This window comes from Delftia deserti (genome assembly GCF_042653485.1).
Lineage (GTDB): Bacteria > Pseudomonadota > Gammaproteobacteria > Burkholderiales > Burkholderiaceae_C > Comamonas > Comamonas acidovorans.
This window is the reverse complement of sequence record NZ_JBHSIH010000001.1, coordinates 5,474,637-5,489,395: the sequence shown is the minus strand read 5'-3', so window position 1 is coordinate 5,489,395 and position 14,759 is coordinate 5,474,637. Positions and strand designations below refer to the sequence as shown.

The following is a 14,759-nucleotide window of genomic DNA, read 5'->3' as shown; positions in this document are numbered from 1 at the left end:
ACACATGCCGGAGGCCTCGCCATGCGCGTAGCCCTCGGCGTCGCCTACAACGGCCAGCGCTACAGCGGCTGGCAAAGCCAGCTGTCTGGCAACACCATTCAAGACCATCTCGAAGCGGCCCTGGGCCGCTTTGCCGCTCAGGAGGTGCACACCCTCTGCGCGGGCCGCACCGATGCAGGCGTGCACGGTCTCATGCAGGTCGTCCACTTCGATACGCCGCTGGACAGGGCCCCGTTCTCCTGGGTCCGCGGCACCAACACTTTCCTGCCGCCGGACATTGCCGTGCAATGGGCCCAGCCCGTGCCCGATGCCTTCCATTCGCGCGCCTGCGCCACGGCAAGGCGCTATGCCTATGTGCTGCTGCAATCGCCCGTGCGTCCCAGCGTGGAGGCCGGGCGCGTGGGCTGGGTGTTCCATGCGCTCGATGGTGATGCCATGCAGGCCGCCGCCCGGCACCTGCTGGGCGAGCACGACTTCAGTTCGTTCCGCGCATCGGGCTGCCAGGCCAAATCCCCCGTCAAGACGCTGCACCGCCTGTCCATCACCCGCCGCATGGCAGACGATGGCGCCCAGATGGCCGCAGCCAGCTCCATGCGACCCGGCGACGCGGCCATGGAATGCTGCTACTGGCGCTTCGAGTTCGAAGGCAGCGCCTTCCTCCACCACATGGTGCGCAACATCATGGGCTGCCTGATCGCCATCGGCCAGGGCGCGTATGCGCCGCAGTGGATGCAGCAGGTACTGGACGCCCGTTCCCGCGATGCCGCCGCGCCCACCTTCTCGCCCGACGGCCTGTATTTTCTGGGCCCCGTATACGATCCTTCATGGGGCCTTCCTTCGCGCAGCCCGGCCTATGATTGGCTCCCGTGAACGGAGAAGACCTCCCCCATTCTTCAGCACCCATGCAGCGCACTCGAATCAAGATCTGCGGACTTACCCGCGAACAGGACGTGGACGCCGCCGTGGCTGCAGGCACCGATGCCGTGGGTTTTGTGCTCTACGCCCCCAGTCCGCGCGCCGTGACGGTGCAGCGCGCTGCAGAACTGGCGCGGCGCCTGCCGCCTTTCGTGACCCCGGTGCTGCTGTTCGTCAATGAAAGCGCCGCCAACGTGATGGCGGCCTGCGCCGCCATCCCGGGCGCCTGCGTGCAGTTCCACGGCGACGAGTCCCCCGAGGACTGCCTTGCCGCCACATCGGGCGGCACCCGTGCCTTCCTGCGCGCCGCACGCATTCCCCTTGGTCCCGATGCCGCGCGCTTCGACCTCGTAGAATATGCCCAGCGTTACTCGAAAGCCCAGGCCATACTGCTCGACGCCCATGTCGACGGCTATGGTGGTGGCGGAAAAGCATTCAATTGGTCACTCCTTCCACCAAACGTCGCCTCTCACCTCGTTTTGTCTGGTGGACTCACGCCTGCAAACGTGACCGATGGCATCTTGCAAGTGCGCCCGCGAGGACTCTCGCTGGCCGTTGATGTCAGTTCCGGCGTCGAGGCCGATGGTCCCGACGGCAAGCCCCTCAGGGGCATCAAGGACGCCGGCAAGATACACCGTTTCATCGCCGCCGTGCGCGCGGCCGATGACCAACTTTTGCAGACAAGCCATGTTCGAATACCAGTACCCTGACGCATCTGGCCACTTTGGCCGCTTCGGCGGCAGCTTTGCCAGCGAAACCCTGACACACGCTCTGACCGAGCTGCGCGACGCCTACGCCAAGTACCAGAACGACCCGGAATTCGTTGCCGAATTCCAGTCCGAGCTGGCCCACTTCGTCGGCCGCCCCTCGCCCGTCTACCACGCGGCACGCATGTCGCGCGAGATGGGCGGCGCGCAGATCTACCTCAAGCGCGAAGACCTCAACCACACGGGCGCGCACAAGATCAACAACGTGATCGGCCAGGCCATGCTCGCCCGGCGCATGGGCAAGCCGCGCATCATTGCCGAGACCGGCGCAGGCCAGCACGGCGTGGCCACGGCCACCATCTGCGCGCGCTACGGCCTCGAATGCATCGTCTACATGGGTGCCGAGGACGTGAAGCGCCAAAGCCCCAACGTCTACCGCATGCGCCTGCTGGGCGCCACCGTGGTACCGGTGGAGTCGGGCAGCCGCACGCTCAAGGACGCGCTCAACGAGGCCATGCGCGACTGGGTGGCCAACGTGGACAACACCTTCTACATCATCGGCACCGTGGCCGGCCCCCATCCCTACCCGGCGATGGTGCGCGACTTCCAGAAGGTCATCGGCGAGGAGTGCCTGACGCAGATGCCCGAATTCCTGGGCGTCGACCGCCAGCCCGATGCCGTGGTCGCCTGTGTGGGCGGCGGCAGCAATGCCATGGGCATCTTCCACCCCTACATCCCGTTCGAGAACACGCGCCTGATCGGCGTGGAGGCGGCCGGCGAAGGCCTGGACAGCGGCAAGCACTCGGCTTCGCTGCAGCGCGGCAGCAGCGGCGTGCTGCACGGCAACCGCACCTTCATCCTGCAGGACGAGAACGGCCAGATCACCGAGACGCACAGCATCAGCGCCGGCCTCGACTACCCCGGCGTCGGCCCCGAGCACGCCTGGCTGCAGGAACTGGGCCGGGCCCAGTACGTGGGCATCACCGACCAGGAGGCGCTGGACGCCTTCCACTACCTGTGCCGCACCGAAGGCATCATTCCCGCCCTGGAGTCCAGCCATGCCGTGGCCTATGCCATGCAACTGGCCAAGACCATGCGCGCCGACCAGTCCATCCTCGTGAACCTGTCCGGTCGCGGCGACAAGGACATCGGCACCGTGGCCGACCTCTCGGGCGCCGATTACTACGACCGCCCCTCCATGCGCGGGCTCACGGTCAAGGGAGGAGCAGCTCAATGAGCCGCATCACCACAACTTTCGCCAAACTCCAGGAAGACGGCCGCAAGGCCCTGATCCCGTACATCACCGCGGGCTTCCCGTTCGCGGCCATCACGCCGTCGCTGATGCACGGCATGGTGGAGGCCGGCGCCGACGTGATCGAGCTGGGCGTGCCCTTCTCGGACCCCATGGCCGACGGCCCCACCATCCAGAAGGCAGGCGACCGCGCCATCGCCAATGGCGTGGGCCTGGTGCAGGTGCTGGCCTATGTGCGCGAGTTCCGCCAGAAGAACCAGACCACGCCCGTGGTGCTGATGGGCTACGCCAACCCGGTGGAGCGCTACGACCAGATCCACGGCAAGGACCGCTTCGTGGACGATGCGGCCGAGGCCGGCGTCGACGGCCTGCTCATCGTGGACTACCCGCCCGAGGAATGCGAGGCATTCGCCGCGCAACTGCGTGCGCGCGACATGGACCTCATCTTCCTGCTGGCGCCCACCTCCACCACCGAGCGCATGCAGCAGGTGGCGCGCGTGGCCAGCGGCTATGTCTACTACGTCTCGCTCAAGGGCGTGACCGGGGCGGGCACGCTCGACACGGCGGCCGTGGAAGCCATGCTGCCGCGCATCCGCGAGCATGTGAGCATTCCCGTGGGCGTGGGCTTCGGCATCCGCGACGCAGCCACGGCCCAGGCCATTGGCCGGGTGGCCGACGCGGTGGTCATCGGCAGCCGCATCATCGAGATGCTGGACGGCCAGCCCCACGAAAAAATCGTCCCCCTGACCATCGACTTCCTGCGCGGCGTGCGCAAGGCACTCGACGCGTAGGTCGCATAATGCAGCCCTTGCATGCGGCCCGGTGCCGCATGCCCTGCGCCTGAAAAGGAAACACCATGTCCTGGCTTGAAAAACTCCTGCCTGCCAAAATCCAGCAAACCAACCCCACGGATCGCCACCAGCAGATCCCCGAGGGTCTGTGGATCAAGTGCCCGAGCTGCGAGACCGTGCTCTACAAGGCCGATCTGGAGAAAAACCAGAACGTCTGCCCCAGCTGCAGCCACCATCACCGCATCGGCGCCCGCGCCCGCCTGAACCATTTCCTGGATGCCGAAGGCCGCTATGAAATCGGCCAGGAAGTCATTCCCGTCGATGCCCTGAAGTTCAAGGACAGCCGCAAGTACCCCGAGCGCCTCAAGGAAGCGCTGGAGAACACCGGCGAGACCGATGCCCTGGTCGTCATGGGCGGCGCCATCAAGAGCGTCAACGTGGTCGCAGCCTGCTTCGAGTTCGAGTTCATGGGCGGCTCCATGGGCTCCGTGGTCGGCGAGCGCTTCGTGCGTGGTGTCGAGACCGCCATCGAGCAAAAGGTCCCCTTCATCTGCTTCACCGCCACGGGCGGTGCGCGCATGCAGGAAGGCCTGCTGAGCCTGATGCAGATGGCCAAGGCCAATGCCGCGCTCACGCGCCTGGCCAAGAAGGGCCTGCCCTACATCTCGGTACTGACCGATCCCACCTTCGGGGGTGTCTCCGCCAGCTTCGCCTTCGTGGGAGACATCGTCATTGCCGAGCCCAAGACCCTGGTCGGCTTCGCCGGCCCCCGCGTGATCGAGACCACCGTGCGCGTGAAGCTGCCCGAAGGCTTCCAGCGCGCCGAGTTCCTGCAGGACAAGGGCGCCGTGGACATGATCGTGGACCGCCGCGAGCTGCGCGACCGCATCGCCGCATCGCTTGCCATGCTGCAGCGCCTGCCGGCCGACGCGGTCCAGTAAAGCCTCGCGCAGACACAAAAAAAGCCGCCGCAGGTTGATGCCTGCGGCGGCTTTTTCACGTCCGGGAAACTGGGGAAATCAGGCCAGCAGCATCAGTCCCGAGCCCTGGATATAGCCCAGCACCATCAGCGCGATCTGCAGCAGCACCAGAGCCACCAGCGCCGACAGATCGATACCTCCGATCAGCGGAACAACACGGCGGATGGGCCGCAGCATGGGCTCGGACAGGCGCTGCAGCACGCCATACATCGGCGACTGCGGCTGCACCCACGACAAGATGGCATAGATCAGCAGCACGCCCACCATGCCCGACAGCGCCACGCGCGCCAGGCCGCACAGCGCCAGCCAGGGCAGGGCAACCACGGTGGACTGTCCTCCCATCAGCAGCCACAGCAGCACGAACTGCAGCATCTGCAGCAGGAAGGCGGCGATCAGGCTGGACATATCCCAGCGTCCGGCCGGCTTGATGATGCGGCGCAGCGGCATCACGATCCAGTCGGACAGCGCAAACACCAGTTGGCCGACCGGGTTGCCGAAGGGTACGCGCTGGGCCTGCATGTACATGCGCAGCAGGCAGACGCCGGTCAACAGGCCAACGACCACGTCGAGCAAAAAGGAAACGATCTGAAAAAGCATGGCGTTGTAGGACTGCGGGAGGAAGATCGGACCACGGCCATCCGGCCTTGGCACAGCATGGGATGATAGCTGCCGCATCCCGCCCATCACATGACCGTCCCTACCGCACTGCACTCCCTGCCGCTGTTCCCCCTGGGCAGCGTCCTCTTTCCCCAAGGCCTGCTGAGCCTTCGCGTCTTCGAGGTCCGCTACCTGGACATGATCCGCAAGTGCGAGCGCACGGGCGCTCCCTTCGGCGTGGTGGCGCTGCAGGCCGGCAGCGAAGTGCGCAAGGCCGGCGCGGCCGCCGAGCAATTGCACGCCGTGGGCACGCTGGCCCGCATCGTCCGGTTGCAGCAGCCCCAGCCCGGCCTGCTGCACCTGCAGTGCGAGGGCACGCAGCGCTTTCGCCTGCAGGAGCACCGCCAGCTGCCCCACGGCCTCTGGGTGGCCGATGTGCAGATGCTGCCTGCCGATGCCGCCGTGCCCATCCCCGGCCACCTGCTCGCCACCGCCCAGGCTCTGGCCCAGGTGCTGATGCAGCTGCATGCGCGCTCCACCGACGCCGACCATGCCCGACTGCCCAGCGCCGAACAGATGGGCGACTGCGGCTGGGTGGCCAATCGCTGGACCGAACTGCTGCCCATGCCGGTCTCCATCAAACAGCAGCTGATGGCGCTGGACAGCCCGCTGGTGCGGCTGGAGCTCGTGGCCGATGTGCTGGAGCGCAGCGGCATAGGCCATGCCCAGGGCCCGGCACCCGGCTCCTCGTCCGCCGGGCACTGACGAATTGGCAGGACTGCGGCGTCATACCGCAGCGGAGTCCGGCACATTGGCAGCACTGCGCACCGAAAGCGCGCCAAAAAACTTAAAATCGCCGATTCAGCCCGCCAGCTGCGGGGCTTGCCGGTGGCATTTGCTGCCGCCGCTGCACCGTCCAGCCCCTGCCTCCTGGCTTTTTTTCGGCTTCCCCCGGCTTTTTCCCCTCCGGCTTTTTTCCGGCCCCTCGGCGTTTTGCGCTGGTGCTCATTGTCATGACCGAACACAACACCCCTTCCGCAGCGGACCAGACCGCTCCCCAGGACGAAAACCAACTCATCGCCGAGCGCCGCGAAAAACTCAAGGCCCTGCGCGAACAGGTCCGTGAACAGGGCGGCGTGGCCTTCCCCAACGACTTCAAGCCCGCCGACCGCGCCGAGGCACTGCAGCAGGCCCATGCCGACAAGAGCGCCGAGCAGCTTGACGCCGAAGCCGTGCAGGTCAGCCTGGGCGGCCGCATGATGCTCAAGCGCGTCATGGGCAAGGCCAGCTTTGCCACCATCCAGGACGGATCGCTGGGCCCCACGCACGGCCGCATCCAGCTGTACATCACGCGCGACACCGTGGGCGAAGAGGTCTATGCGGCCTTCAAGCGCTGGGACCTGGGCGACATCCTGGGCGCCGAGGGCACGCTGATGAAGACCAAGACCGGCGAGCTGTCGGTCAAGGTTCAGACGCTGCGCCTGCTCACCAAGAGCCTGCGCCCCATGCCCGACAAGTTCCACGGCATGGCCGACCTGGAGCAGAAGGTGCGCCAGCGCTACGTGGACCTGATGATGGACGAGCAGGCCCGCCGCCGCTTCATCGCACGCAGCAAGGCTGTCTCGGGCATCCGCGAATTCATGGTGGAGCACGGCTTCCTGGAAGTGGAAACGCCCATGCTGCACCCCATTCCCGGCGGTGCGAACGCCAAGCCCTTCGTCACCCACCACAATGCGCTGGACCAGGAGATGTACCTGCGCATCGCGCCCGAGCTGTACCTCAAGCGCCTGGTGGTCGGCGGCTTCGAGCGTGTGTTCGAGATCAACCGCAACTTCCGCAACGAAGGCATCTCGGTGCGCCACAACCCCGAGTTCACCATGATGGAGTTCTACGCGGCCTACTGGAACTACCGCGACCTGATGGACTACACCGAGGCCCTGGTGCGCGACGCCGCGCAGAAGGCCGTGGGCACGCTGCAGCTGACCTATGGCGGCAAGCCCGTGGACCTGTCCCAGCCTTTCCAGCGCCTGACCATTCCCGAGGCCATCGTCAAGTTCACCGAAGCCGGGGACAAGGTGGCCGACCGCGAATGGCTGACCAATGCCCTGCGCAAGCTGGGCATGACGGAAGAAAAGGACCGCCTGTCCACCCGCACCCTGGCCAGCCTGCAGGTGCTGTACTTCGAGGAAGTGGTGGAAGAAAAGCTCTGGCAGCCCACCTTCATCATGGAGCACCCCACCGAGATCTCGCCGCTGGCACGTGCCAATGACGAGCGCCCCGAGGTCACCGAGCGCTTCGAGCTGTACATCACGGGTCGCGAATTCGGCAACGGTTTCTCCGAGCTCAACGACGCCGAGGACCAGGCGGCGCGCTTCAATGCCCAGGTCCAGGCCAAGGACGGTGGCGACGACGAGGCCATGTACTTCGACCACGACTTCGTGCGTGCCCTCGAGTACGGCATGCCCCCCACGGGCGGCTGCGGCATCGGCATCGACCGCCTGATGATGCTGCTGACCGACAGCGCCAGCATCCGCGACGTGATCCTGTTCCCCGCCCTGCGCCGCGAACAGTAAAGCCCACGGCGTCCAGCGCCCGTGCGCGTTGCCGGCTCAAGCCGCCTGCGTTCCCTTGGGAGCCCGGCGGCTTTTCCCTATACTGGCTCGCCATGCACATCCCCACCTACTGGGCGCAGGCGCGCCTGCGGCATGAAAGCCGCCCCACCCACGGCATCACCGTCCAGCGCTGGGGATGGTCCGACACCAGCCAGGAAGCCGCCCAGGCCCACGCCCAGGAGCGTGCCGCCAAGGCCCTGGAAGACGCCCGCAATGCGGCGCTGCCCCCTGGCGAGCCCCGCATGGAATGGAAGAACGAGTACGCGCTCGACGGCTTCACCACCCCCATCCGCGAAGAAGTCCTGCAGCGCCGCGACGGCACGGTGATGACGCGCAACAGCTACGGCGCCCACTGCCTGAACACCGAGCGCGTGGCCATCGCCGATATCGACCTGCCCGAGCCGCCGAGCGCCGTGCGCTTTCCCGTCGTGACCCTGTTGTTGCTGGCTTCGGCCGCCATCTGGCTGGCCCGGCTGGCACCGTACAAGAACAATTCGCGGATGGTGGCCACGGCCCTGGTCGTGCTGCTGCTGTTCCTGGCCATGCGGCGCGTGCAGCGCTGGTGGGAAGCACGCCAGGCGCGCCGGCGTGCGGCCACGGACTCGCCGGCCACGCGCGCCATGGAGCGCGTCCAGGCCTTCCACCAAACCCATCCCGACTGGGGACTGCGCGTCTACGAAACACCCAAGGGCCTGCGCGTCATCGTCACGCATGCCGAATTCTCATCGGACGATCCGGCCGTCGAGCAGTGGTTCGGCGCCTTGCAGGTGGACCCGCTCTACGCCCTGCTGTGCGAGCGCCAGCGATGCTTTCGTGCGCGTGTTTCGGGCAAGCCCTGGCGCATGGGGCTGACCGGCCTGTCCACTTCGCTGCGCAGCTGGCCCGTTCCAGAAGACCGGCAACAGGAGCGCCGCCAGTGGGCACTTGCCTATGACAGGAAAGCCCAGGGCTTTGCGGCCTGCAGGCTGCTGCAGCAACTGGGCAATCCCCGTATCTGCCCAGGCGCCCAGGCCTTTGTGCAGTGGCATGACGAAGCCAGCCACGCCGGCACGGATCTGCCGCTGGCCTGACAAAGGCCCCGCACACACAATCGCACACGGAAGCGACACCAGAATTACACTGGCGCCATCCCCACGCCGCGCACTGCGCGGCCCCTTGATCCATTCCTGGTTTCGCAGCCATGAAGGCCATGCCCCCCGCCCCACCACCCCTGCCCACCGACAGCGCCGACTCCCCCGCCATCGAGCCCAGCGGAGCGCGCTTCGCCAAGCCAACGGACGAGTCCGCGCCCTTTTGCGTGCTGGTCGTGGAGGACCAGGCCTCGGTGCGCACCAGCCTGGTCAGCGAGCTGCTGCACGCGGGCGTGACCCGCGTGCTGGAGGCTGCCGATGGCCCCAGCGCCCTGGAGCTGTTCCGCGAGCAGCGTCCTGACCTGGTGCTGCTGGACATACGCCTGCCCGGCGAGGATGGCTACTGGGTAGCCCGCCAGCTGCGCGAGGCCGAGCCCGGCGAATGGACGCCCGTGATCTTCCTGTCAGGCCTGGACAACGACCTGGACGTGTGGCGCGGCATCGAGGCCGGAGGCGACGACTACCTCGTCAAGCCCGTCAAGCCCATCGTGCTCGTGGCCAAGCTGCGCGCCATGCGCCGCTTGCTGGACATGCGCAGGCGCCTGGTATCGCTGTCGGCCGAGTTGCACGAGGCCAACCAGAAGCTCAATGAAATGGTCGAGCTTGACCAGCTCACGGGCCTGGTCAACCGCCGTGGCTTCGATCGCATCCTGCATGCCGAGATCGCCTCGGCCCGCCGTGAAGGCCAGCCGCTGACATTGATGCTCTGCGACCTGGACCATTTCAAGCGCTACAACGACACCTACGGCCACGTGCATGGCGACGAATGCCTGAAACAGATCGGACGCCTGCTGCGCGAGGTCTGCGTGCGCCCGCGCGATGTGGCGGCGCGCTATGGCGGCGAGGAATTCGCGCTCATCCTGCCGCGCACGCCGCGCTCGGGCGCCATGACGTTTGCGCGCGCCGTGGGCCAGATGCTGCGCGTGCTGCGCATACGCCACCCCGATTCGCCCCATGAATCGGGTCTCACGCTGTCGGGCGGCATCACCACCTGCGTGCCCGACGAATACACCAGCGCCGAAGCCATGCTCATGCGTGCCGACCAGGCCTTGTACGCCGCCAAGGCCCAGGGGCGCGACCGATTCTTCAGCTTCGAGATGCAGATGGACACGGTGGAGCAGCGCCGCACCTGACCGCCCGGGCTTGCGCCTGCGCTTACGATCGCACCTGTATGCCGGCGGCTCCCCCTGCGCAGCCGCCGGACCTTGCCTGCAGATCCCTGTTTTTCTGAATGCCCGAAGTTATGCGTCGTTTTCAAGCACACCTGCCCGCCTGGATGCAGGAATGGCTGGAGTTCCTCATCCCCGGTGCCCAGATCCTCCTGATCATCGGGGCAGCCTGGCTGCTCAACCGCCTCGTGCGCCGGCTGATCGCACGCGCAGGCCGCCACTACGGCCTGCCGCCGGAGCTGCTGGTGCCGCTGCGCGGCGTGTTCCGCTGGATTCTCATTGCCGCCACCGTGCCGCTGGTGCTGGAGCGCCTGGGCGTCTCGGCCACCGTGCTGTGGACGGCCTTCACCGGCTTTGCCACCGTGGGCGCCGTGGCCTTCTTCGCTGCCTGGAGCGTGCTGTCCAACCTGTTTTGCGCACTGCTCATCGTCATCGTCGGGCCCTTTCGCCTGGGCGACTACATCGAGGTGCTGGACACGGCCGAAAAGCCCGGTGCCAAGGGCCGCGTGATCGACATCAACATGCTCTACACCACCTTGCAGGACGCCCATGCGCCCGATGGCTCACCCAATCTGCTGCAGATCCCCAACTCGCTGATCTTCCAGCGCGTGGTCCGGCGCTGGAAGGGGGGCCTGGGCGCGGACGGCGAACATGCCAGCCATGGCGAGGAGGAGCGCGCCATCCGGCTGACCACGCCGCATGATGCCCAGCCCTCGCAACCTCCCATGCACACGACCAACTAAGGCCGGCACCGCATGAAAAAAGCCGCCGCCCGGCAAAGGGACGGCGGCTTCGCCATTGAGCAGCGCGCCTCAGGGCTTGCGCGGCCGGACCTTGCTGGCGGCCAGCTTGGCGTTGGTGCGCGCCTGCTCCACATCCTGGGCGCGCGCCAGGGCCACGCCCATGCGGCGCTTGACGAAGCTCTCGGGCTTGCCGAACAGGCGCAGGTCCGTGCCCGGCACGGCCAGGGCCTCGTCCACGCCGTCGAACACCAGGCCTTCGGCATCCTGCCCGCCATAGATCACGGCGCTGGCGCCGGGGTTGCGCAGCGAGGCATCCACGGGCAGGCCCAGGATGGCGCGCGCATGCAGCTCGAACTCGCTTTGCCACTGCGTGGCCAGCGTGACCAGCCCCGTGTCGTGCGGGCGCGGCGAGACCTCGCTGAACCAGACCTGCTCGCCCTTGACGAACAGCTCCACGCCAAACAGGCCCAGGCCGCCCAGGTCATCGGTCACCGCCTTGGCGATGTCGCGCGACTTCTGCAGCGCGGCAGGGTGCATGGGATGGGGCTGCCAGCTTTCCACATAGTCACCGGACTGCTGGATGTGGCCGATCGGATCGCAGAAATGCGTCTGCACCTGGCCGTCCGCACCCTTGGCGCGCACCGTGAGTTGGGTGATCTCGTAGTCGAAGTCGATGAAGCCTTCGACGATCACACGGCCATGGCTCACGCGGCCGCCGGCCATGGCGTAGTCCCAGGCCTTGGCCACGTCGTCCGGGCCGTCCAGCTTGCTCTGGCCCTTGCCCGAGCTGCTCATCACGGGCTTGACCACGCAAGGGAAGCCGATGGCGGGCTGGCCATCCGTGCCGTCGATGGCGGCCTGCAGCTCCTGCTGCGAATCACAGAAGCGATAAGGGCTGGTGGCCAGGCCCAGCGTCTCGGCGGCCAGGCGGCGAATGCCTTCGCGGTCCATGGTCAGGCGCGCGGCGCGGGCCGTGGGGATCACGGTGACCACGCCTGCCGCTTCCAGCTCTTCGAGCATGGGCGTGGCAATGGCCTCGATCTCGGGCACGACCAGGTCGGGTTTCTCGGCCCCGATCAAGGCCTTGAGCTGGGCCGGATCGCTCATGGTGATGGTGCGCGCGTGGTGGGCCACCTGCTGGCCGGGCGCGTTCTCGTAGCGGTCCACGGCGATCGTCTCCACGCCCAGGCGCTGCAGCGCGATCAGCACTTCCTTGCCGAGTTCGCCGCTGCCCAGCAGCATGACTTTGGTGGCATGGGGGGAGTAAGGGGTTCCAAGGGTGGTCATCTGCGCGTCCTGTGAGCCAGGCAGAGCCTGGGCAAGATAAGAAAGAGAGGGAGGCAGGCCTGCACGGCCCGCAGCAGCCCCCGATCATAGGACGCCGACGCAGGCGCCGCCTACAAACCCAGCGCCTGCGCGAGGTTGCGCCGCGCCCGTGCCTCCAGCCGTTGCCGGAACCAGTCGGTGCAGTAGATGGCCTCGCGCTGCATGAAGCCCTGCAGCACCTCGCGGCGCCTGGCGCGGTACAGCGGCAAGGGCACCCATTCGTATTCGGCCCGCACCTGCAGCTCGTATTCGGCAAACCGCAGGGGGTCAGCCGCCAGAATGCCCAGGTCGGCATCCACCAGCAGTCGGGCGTCGATTCCGGATGGCTGTGCAGCGTGGCAGGTCGCCATGATCAGACCGTGCACGCGCCCGGCTATATCGGCAGGCAGACCCTGCCCGCGCAGCACGGCGGCGGCCCAGTCGGCGCTGCGCGCCTCGTTGTCCTTGGCTTGCGTTTGGTAGACAGCGTCATGGAACCACAGCGCCAGAGCCACCTCGCCGGGGTGCTCGGCCAGGCCCAGCGCCGGTTGCAGCAGGCCCATGGCCTCGCCCAGATGCTGCAGCGTGTGGTAGTGGCGCTGAGGCTCGCTGTAGCTTTGCAGCAGCTCGGCCAGCACAGGCTGCGGAGCGCTGGCGCCCAGTGCGGACCAGGCACTCTGCCAAGATGCCTGCCAGGTCTGCAGCGACGCATCGTTTGCGGTGGGCATTTCGGGCCGTGGTCCAGCATGGGTCATCGCCAGTTCCTTCAATTTTCAGAAGATGCCGGGCGCCAGCGCCCGCAGCGGCGCACCTGCCGATGACAGCAGCCAGGCCAGCAGGCCGCAGTTGAGCACCACGGTGATCCAGAACACCAGTTGGAATGAAGCCTTGCTGGACTTGTGCCGCAGCAGCCCTTGCGCGAGCAGCGCGCCGGGCCAGCCGCACAGCAGTGCCAGCAGGTGCAGACGGCTTTCGCTGGTGCGCCAGCGGTCGTGCCTGGCGGCGGACTTGTCGAATCCATAGACCATGAAGGTCACAAAGCTTGCCGCCGCATACAGGCCGACCAGTGTCCAGGGCATGCGGCCGCTCCAGGCAACGGCCAGCAGCACGCAGAAGAAGGCAGCGGCCAGGCCCACCGCCACCGGGCCTCGCACAGGCGGCTGAGGCCGCGAAGGCATGCCGGCACGGCTTCGCCGCGCAGGCTGCGGGCGGCCGGTCCTTGACTCGCCAATGAAGGCCACATCCTGCGCGCGCCATTTTCCCTGGGCGTTGCGGCCGGGCACGTAGCTGACGCGCTCTCCTCCCTCGGGCCTGCGGCGACGATCGGTGAAGGACTTGATATGGACAAAGACCTGCGCTCCACCGCCATCGGGTTCGATGAAGCCAAAGCCCTGCTCGTCCTTCCAGCCTGTGATGCGCCCTTGCTGTCGCATGGCGGGCTCAATGGCTGCCGGCGGTGGCCGGCTGCGAAGGCGAAGCGGGCTTGCATGGCTCACCCAGGCAAATGCCTATGTCGCGCGCCATGGTGAGCAGGCCGTGGTCCAGGGGCACGGTGCGCTGGGTGTTGGCCACGCGGGAGATTTCCACGCTGCCGATCTCGCCCCCCTGCAGCGTGACCATGCGGCCGAAGCGCCCCGACAGCACCAGTTGCGCCGCATGGTGGCCGTACTGCGTGGCCAGCACGCGGTCAAAGGGCGTGGGGTCGCCACCGCGCTGTACATGGCCGAGGACCGTGGTGCGCACCTCGCTCCTGAGGTGGGGCTGCAGGCGCTCGCGCAGCACATGGCCGACACCACCCAGGCGGACCGGGTCGGGGCTTTGCTCGATGCGCTCGCGCACCGTGAGGCTGGCGCCGCTTTCCTTGGCGCCCTCGCCGATGCAGATGATGGTGTAGCGCTGGCGCTGCTCGCGGCCCCGGCAGAAGTCGACGATGGCCTGCAGGTCGTAATCGATCTCGGGCAGCAGGATGACGTCGGCCGCACCGGCAATGCCGGCCTCCAGCGCCAGCCATCCGGCATGGCGCCCCATGGTCTCGACGATCATCACGCGGTGGTGGCTGTTGGCCGTGCTCTCGATGCGGCGCAGCGCCTCGGTGGCCGTGGCCACGGCGGTGTCGAAGCCGAAGCTGCGCTCGCAATTGGCAATGTCGTTGTCTATGGTCTTGGGCACGCCCACGCAGGTCAGTCCCACCTGTTCGGCCAGGCCATGCGCCAGGCTCATGGTGCCGTCGCCGCCGATGGCCACCACCACGTCCAGGCCCAGCGCCCTGACATTGCGGCCCACATGCTCCAGCGTGGCCGCATCGCGCAGGGGGTTGGCGCTGTTGCTGGTGCCCAGGATGGTGCCGCCCACATGCAGGATGCCCGAGACCTCGTCCCAGCCCAGCGGCTTGACGCCGGGCGGGTCGAGCATCAGGCCCTCGAAGCCGTCGGCGATGCCCAGCACCTCGCACTGGCCGTGGTTGATCAGGGACTTGGTGACCGCACGGATCACCGCATTCAGGCCGGGGCAGTCGCCACCTCCGGTCAGCACGCCAACGCGCATGGGAAAACTCTCCT

Annotated in this window: 15 protein-coding genes; 10 read left to right on the top strand and 5 right to left on the bottom strand. The window is 67.2% G+C overall.

Going from position 1 to position 14,759, the window contains the following annotated elements; all coding sequences use genetic code 11:
• The first annotated feature begins 21 nt into the window (after nt 1-21).
• From truA to accD, 5 genes are all read left to right on the top strand, one after another.
• Nucleotides 22-870 carry a tRNA pseudouridine(38-40) synthase TruA gene (truA, locus tag ACFPFG_RS25970; protein ID WP_312372905.1) on the top strand — a complete coding sequence of 283 codons (849 nt, stop codon included), beginning with the start codon at nt 22-24 and terminating at the stop codon, nt 868-870.
• A gap of 32 nt (nt 871-902) precedes the next feature.
• Complete coding sequence (locus ACFPFG_RS25965; protein ID WP_013801014.1) at nt 903-1,625, top strand: phosphoribosylanthranilate isomerase; 723 nt, start codon at nt 903-905, stop codon at nt 1,623-1,625.
• Complete coding sequence (trpB, locus tag ACFPFG_RS25960; protein ID WP_183019830.1) at nt 1,603-2,859, top strand: tryptophan synthase subunit beta; 1,257 nt, start codon at nt 1,603-1,605, stop codon at nt 2,857-2,859. Before ACFPFG_RS25965 ends, trpB begins: the two co-directional genes overlap by 23 nt.
• Nucleotides 2,856-3,665, top strand: coding sequence for a tryptophan synthase subunit alpha (gene trpA / locus ACFPFG_RS25955; protein WP_183019831.1), 810 nt, complete (start codon nt 2,856-2,858; stop codon nt 3,663-3,665). The genes trpB and trpA overlap by 4 nt, the downstream gene beginning before the upstream one ends.
• 65 nt (nt 3,666-3,730) lie before the next feature.
• A complete protein-coding gene (accD, locus tag ACFPFG_RS25950) occupies nt 3,731-4,606 on the top strand; it encodes an acetyl-CoA carboxylase, carboxyltransferase subunit beta (RefSeq protein ID WP_013801012.1) in 876 nt (291 codons plus the stop codon).
• A 78-nt stretch (nt 4,607-4,684) separates the two neighbouring features.
• On the opposite strand, the gene ACFPFG_RS25945 is transcribed toward accD, so the two are convergent.
• The gene (locus ACFPFG_RS25945) at nt 4,685-5,242 is read right to left on the bottom strand and encodes a YggT family protein (protein ID WP_013801011.1); all 558 of its coding nucleotides are present in this window, start codon (nt 5,240-5,242) and stop codon (nt 4,685-4,687) included.
• A 90-nt stretch (nt 5,243-5,332) separates the two neighbouring features.
• On the opposite strand from ACFPFG_RS25945, the gene ACFPFG_RS25940 reads away from it, so the two are divergent.
• The 5 genes from ACFPFG_RS25940 to ACFPFG_RS25920 all read left to right on the top strand — a co-directional run bounded on the left by ACFPFG_RS25940 (nt 5,333) and on the right by ACFPFG_RS25920 (nt 10,896).
• Complete coding sequence (locus tag ACFPFG_RS25940; RefSeq protein WP_183019832.1) at nt 5,333-6,007, top strand: LON peptidase substrate-binding domain-containing protein; 675 nt, start codon at nt 5,333-5,335, stop codon at nt 6,005-6,007.
• A gap of 248 nt (nt 6,008-6,255) precedes the next feature.
• Nucleotides 6,256-7,815 (top strand): lysine--tRNA ligase, encoded by a 1,560-nt coding sequence (lysS, locus tag ACFPFG_RS25935; protein ID WP_012207047.1) that lies wholly within the window; start codon nt 6,256-6,258, stop codon nt 7,813-7,815.
• A 92-nt stretch (nt 7,816-7,907) separates the two neighbouring features.
• The gene (locus ACFPFG_RS25930; RefSeq protein ID WP_183019833.1) at nt 7,908-8,924 is read left to right on the top strand and encodes a hypothetical protein; all 1,017 of its coding nucleotides are present in this window, start codon (nt 7,908-7,910) and stop codon (nt 8,922-8,924) included.
• 110 nt (nt 8,925-9,034) lie between these two features.
• On the top strand, nt 9,035-10,117 hold the full coding sequence (locus tag ACFPFG_RS25925; RefSeq protein WP_183019834.1) for a GGDEF domain-containing response regulator: 1,083 nt from the start codon (nt 9,035-9,037) through the stop codon (nt 10,115-10,117).
• A gap of 110 nt (nt 10,118-10,227) precedes the next feature.
• Nucleotides 10,228-10,896 carry a mechanosensitive ion channel family protein gene (locus ACFPFG_RS25920; RefSeq protein WP_183019835.1) on the top strand — a complete coding sequence of 223 codons (669 nt, stop codon included), beginning with the start codon at nt 10,228-10,230 and terminating at the stop codon, nt 10,894-10,896.
• A 69-nt stretch (nt 10,897-10,965) separates the two neighbouring features.
• Here ACFPFG_RS25920 and purT read toward each other — a convergent pair whose 3' ends face one another.
• The 4 genes from purT to ACFPFG_RS25900 form a co-directional block, all read right to left on the bottom strand.
• On the bottom strand, nt 10,966-12,183 hold the full coding sequence (gene purT, locus ACFPFG_RS25915; protein WP_312372893.1) for a formate-dependent phosphoribosylglycinamide formyltransferase: 1,218 nt from the start codon (nt 12,181-12,183) through the stop codon (nt 10,966-10,968).
• 110 nt (nt 12,184-12,293) lie between these two features.
• A complete protein-coding gene (locus ACFPFG_RS25910) occupies nt 12,294-12,956 on the bottom strand; it encodes an HD domain-containing protein (RefSeq protein ID WP_380108816.1) in 663 nt (220 codons plus the stop codon).
• An 18-nt stretch (nt 12,957-12,974) separates the two neighbouring features.
• Nucleotides 12,975-13,634 carry a DUF1294 domain-containing protein gene (locus tag ACFPFG_RS25905; protein WP_197955412.1) on the bottom strand — a complete coding sequence of 220 codons (660 nt, stop codon included), beginning with the start codon at nt 13,632-13,634 and terminating at the stop codon, nt 12,975-12,977.
• Nucleotides 13,635-13,641: 7 nt separating this feature from the next.
• Nucleotides 13,642-14,745, bottom strand: a complete 1,104-nt coding sequence (locus ACFPFG_RS25900; RefSeq protein WP_183019839.1) for a 6-phosphofructokinase — start codon at nt 14,743-14,745, stop codon at nt 13,642-13,644.
• Nucleotides 14,746-14,759: the final 14 nt, after the last annotated feature.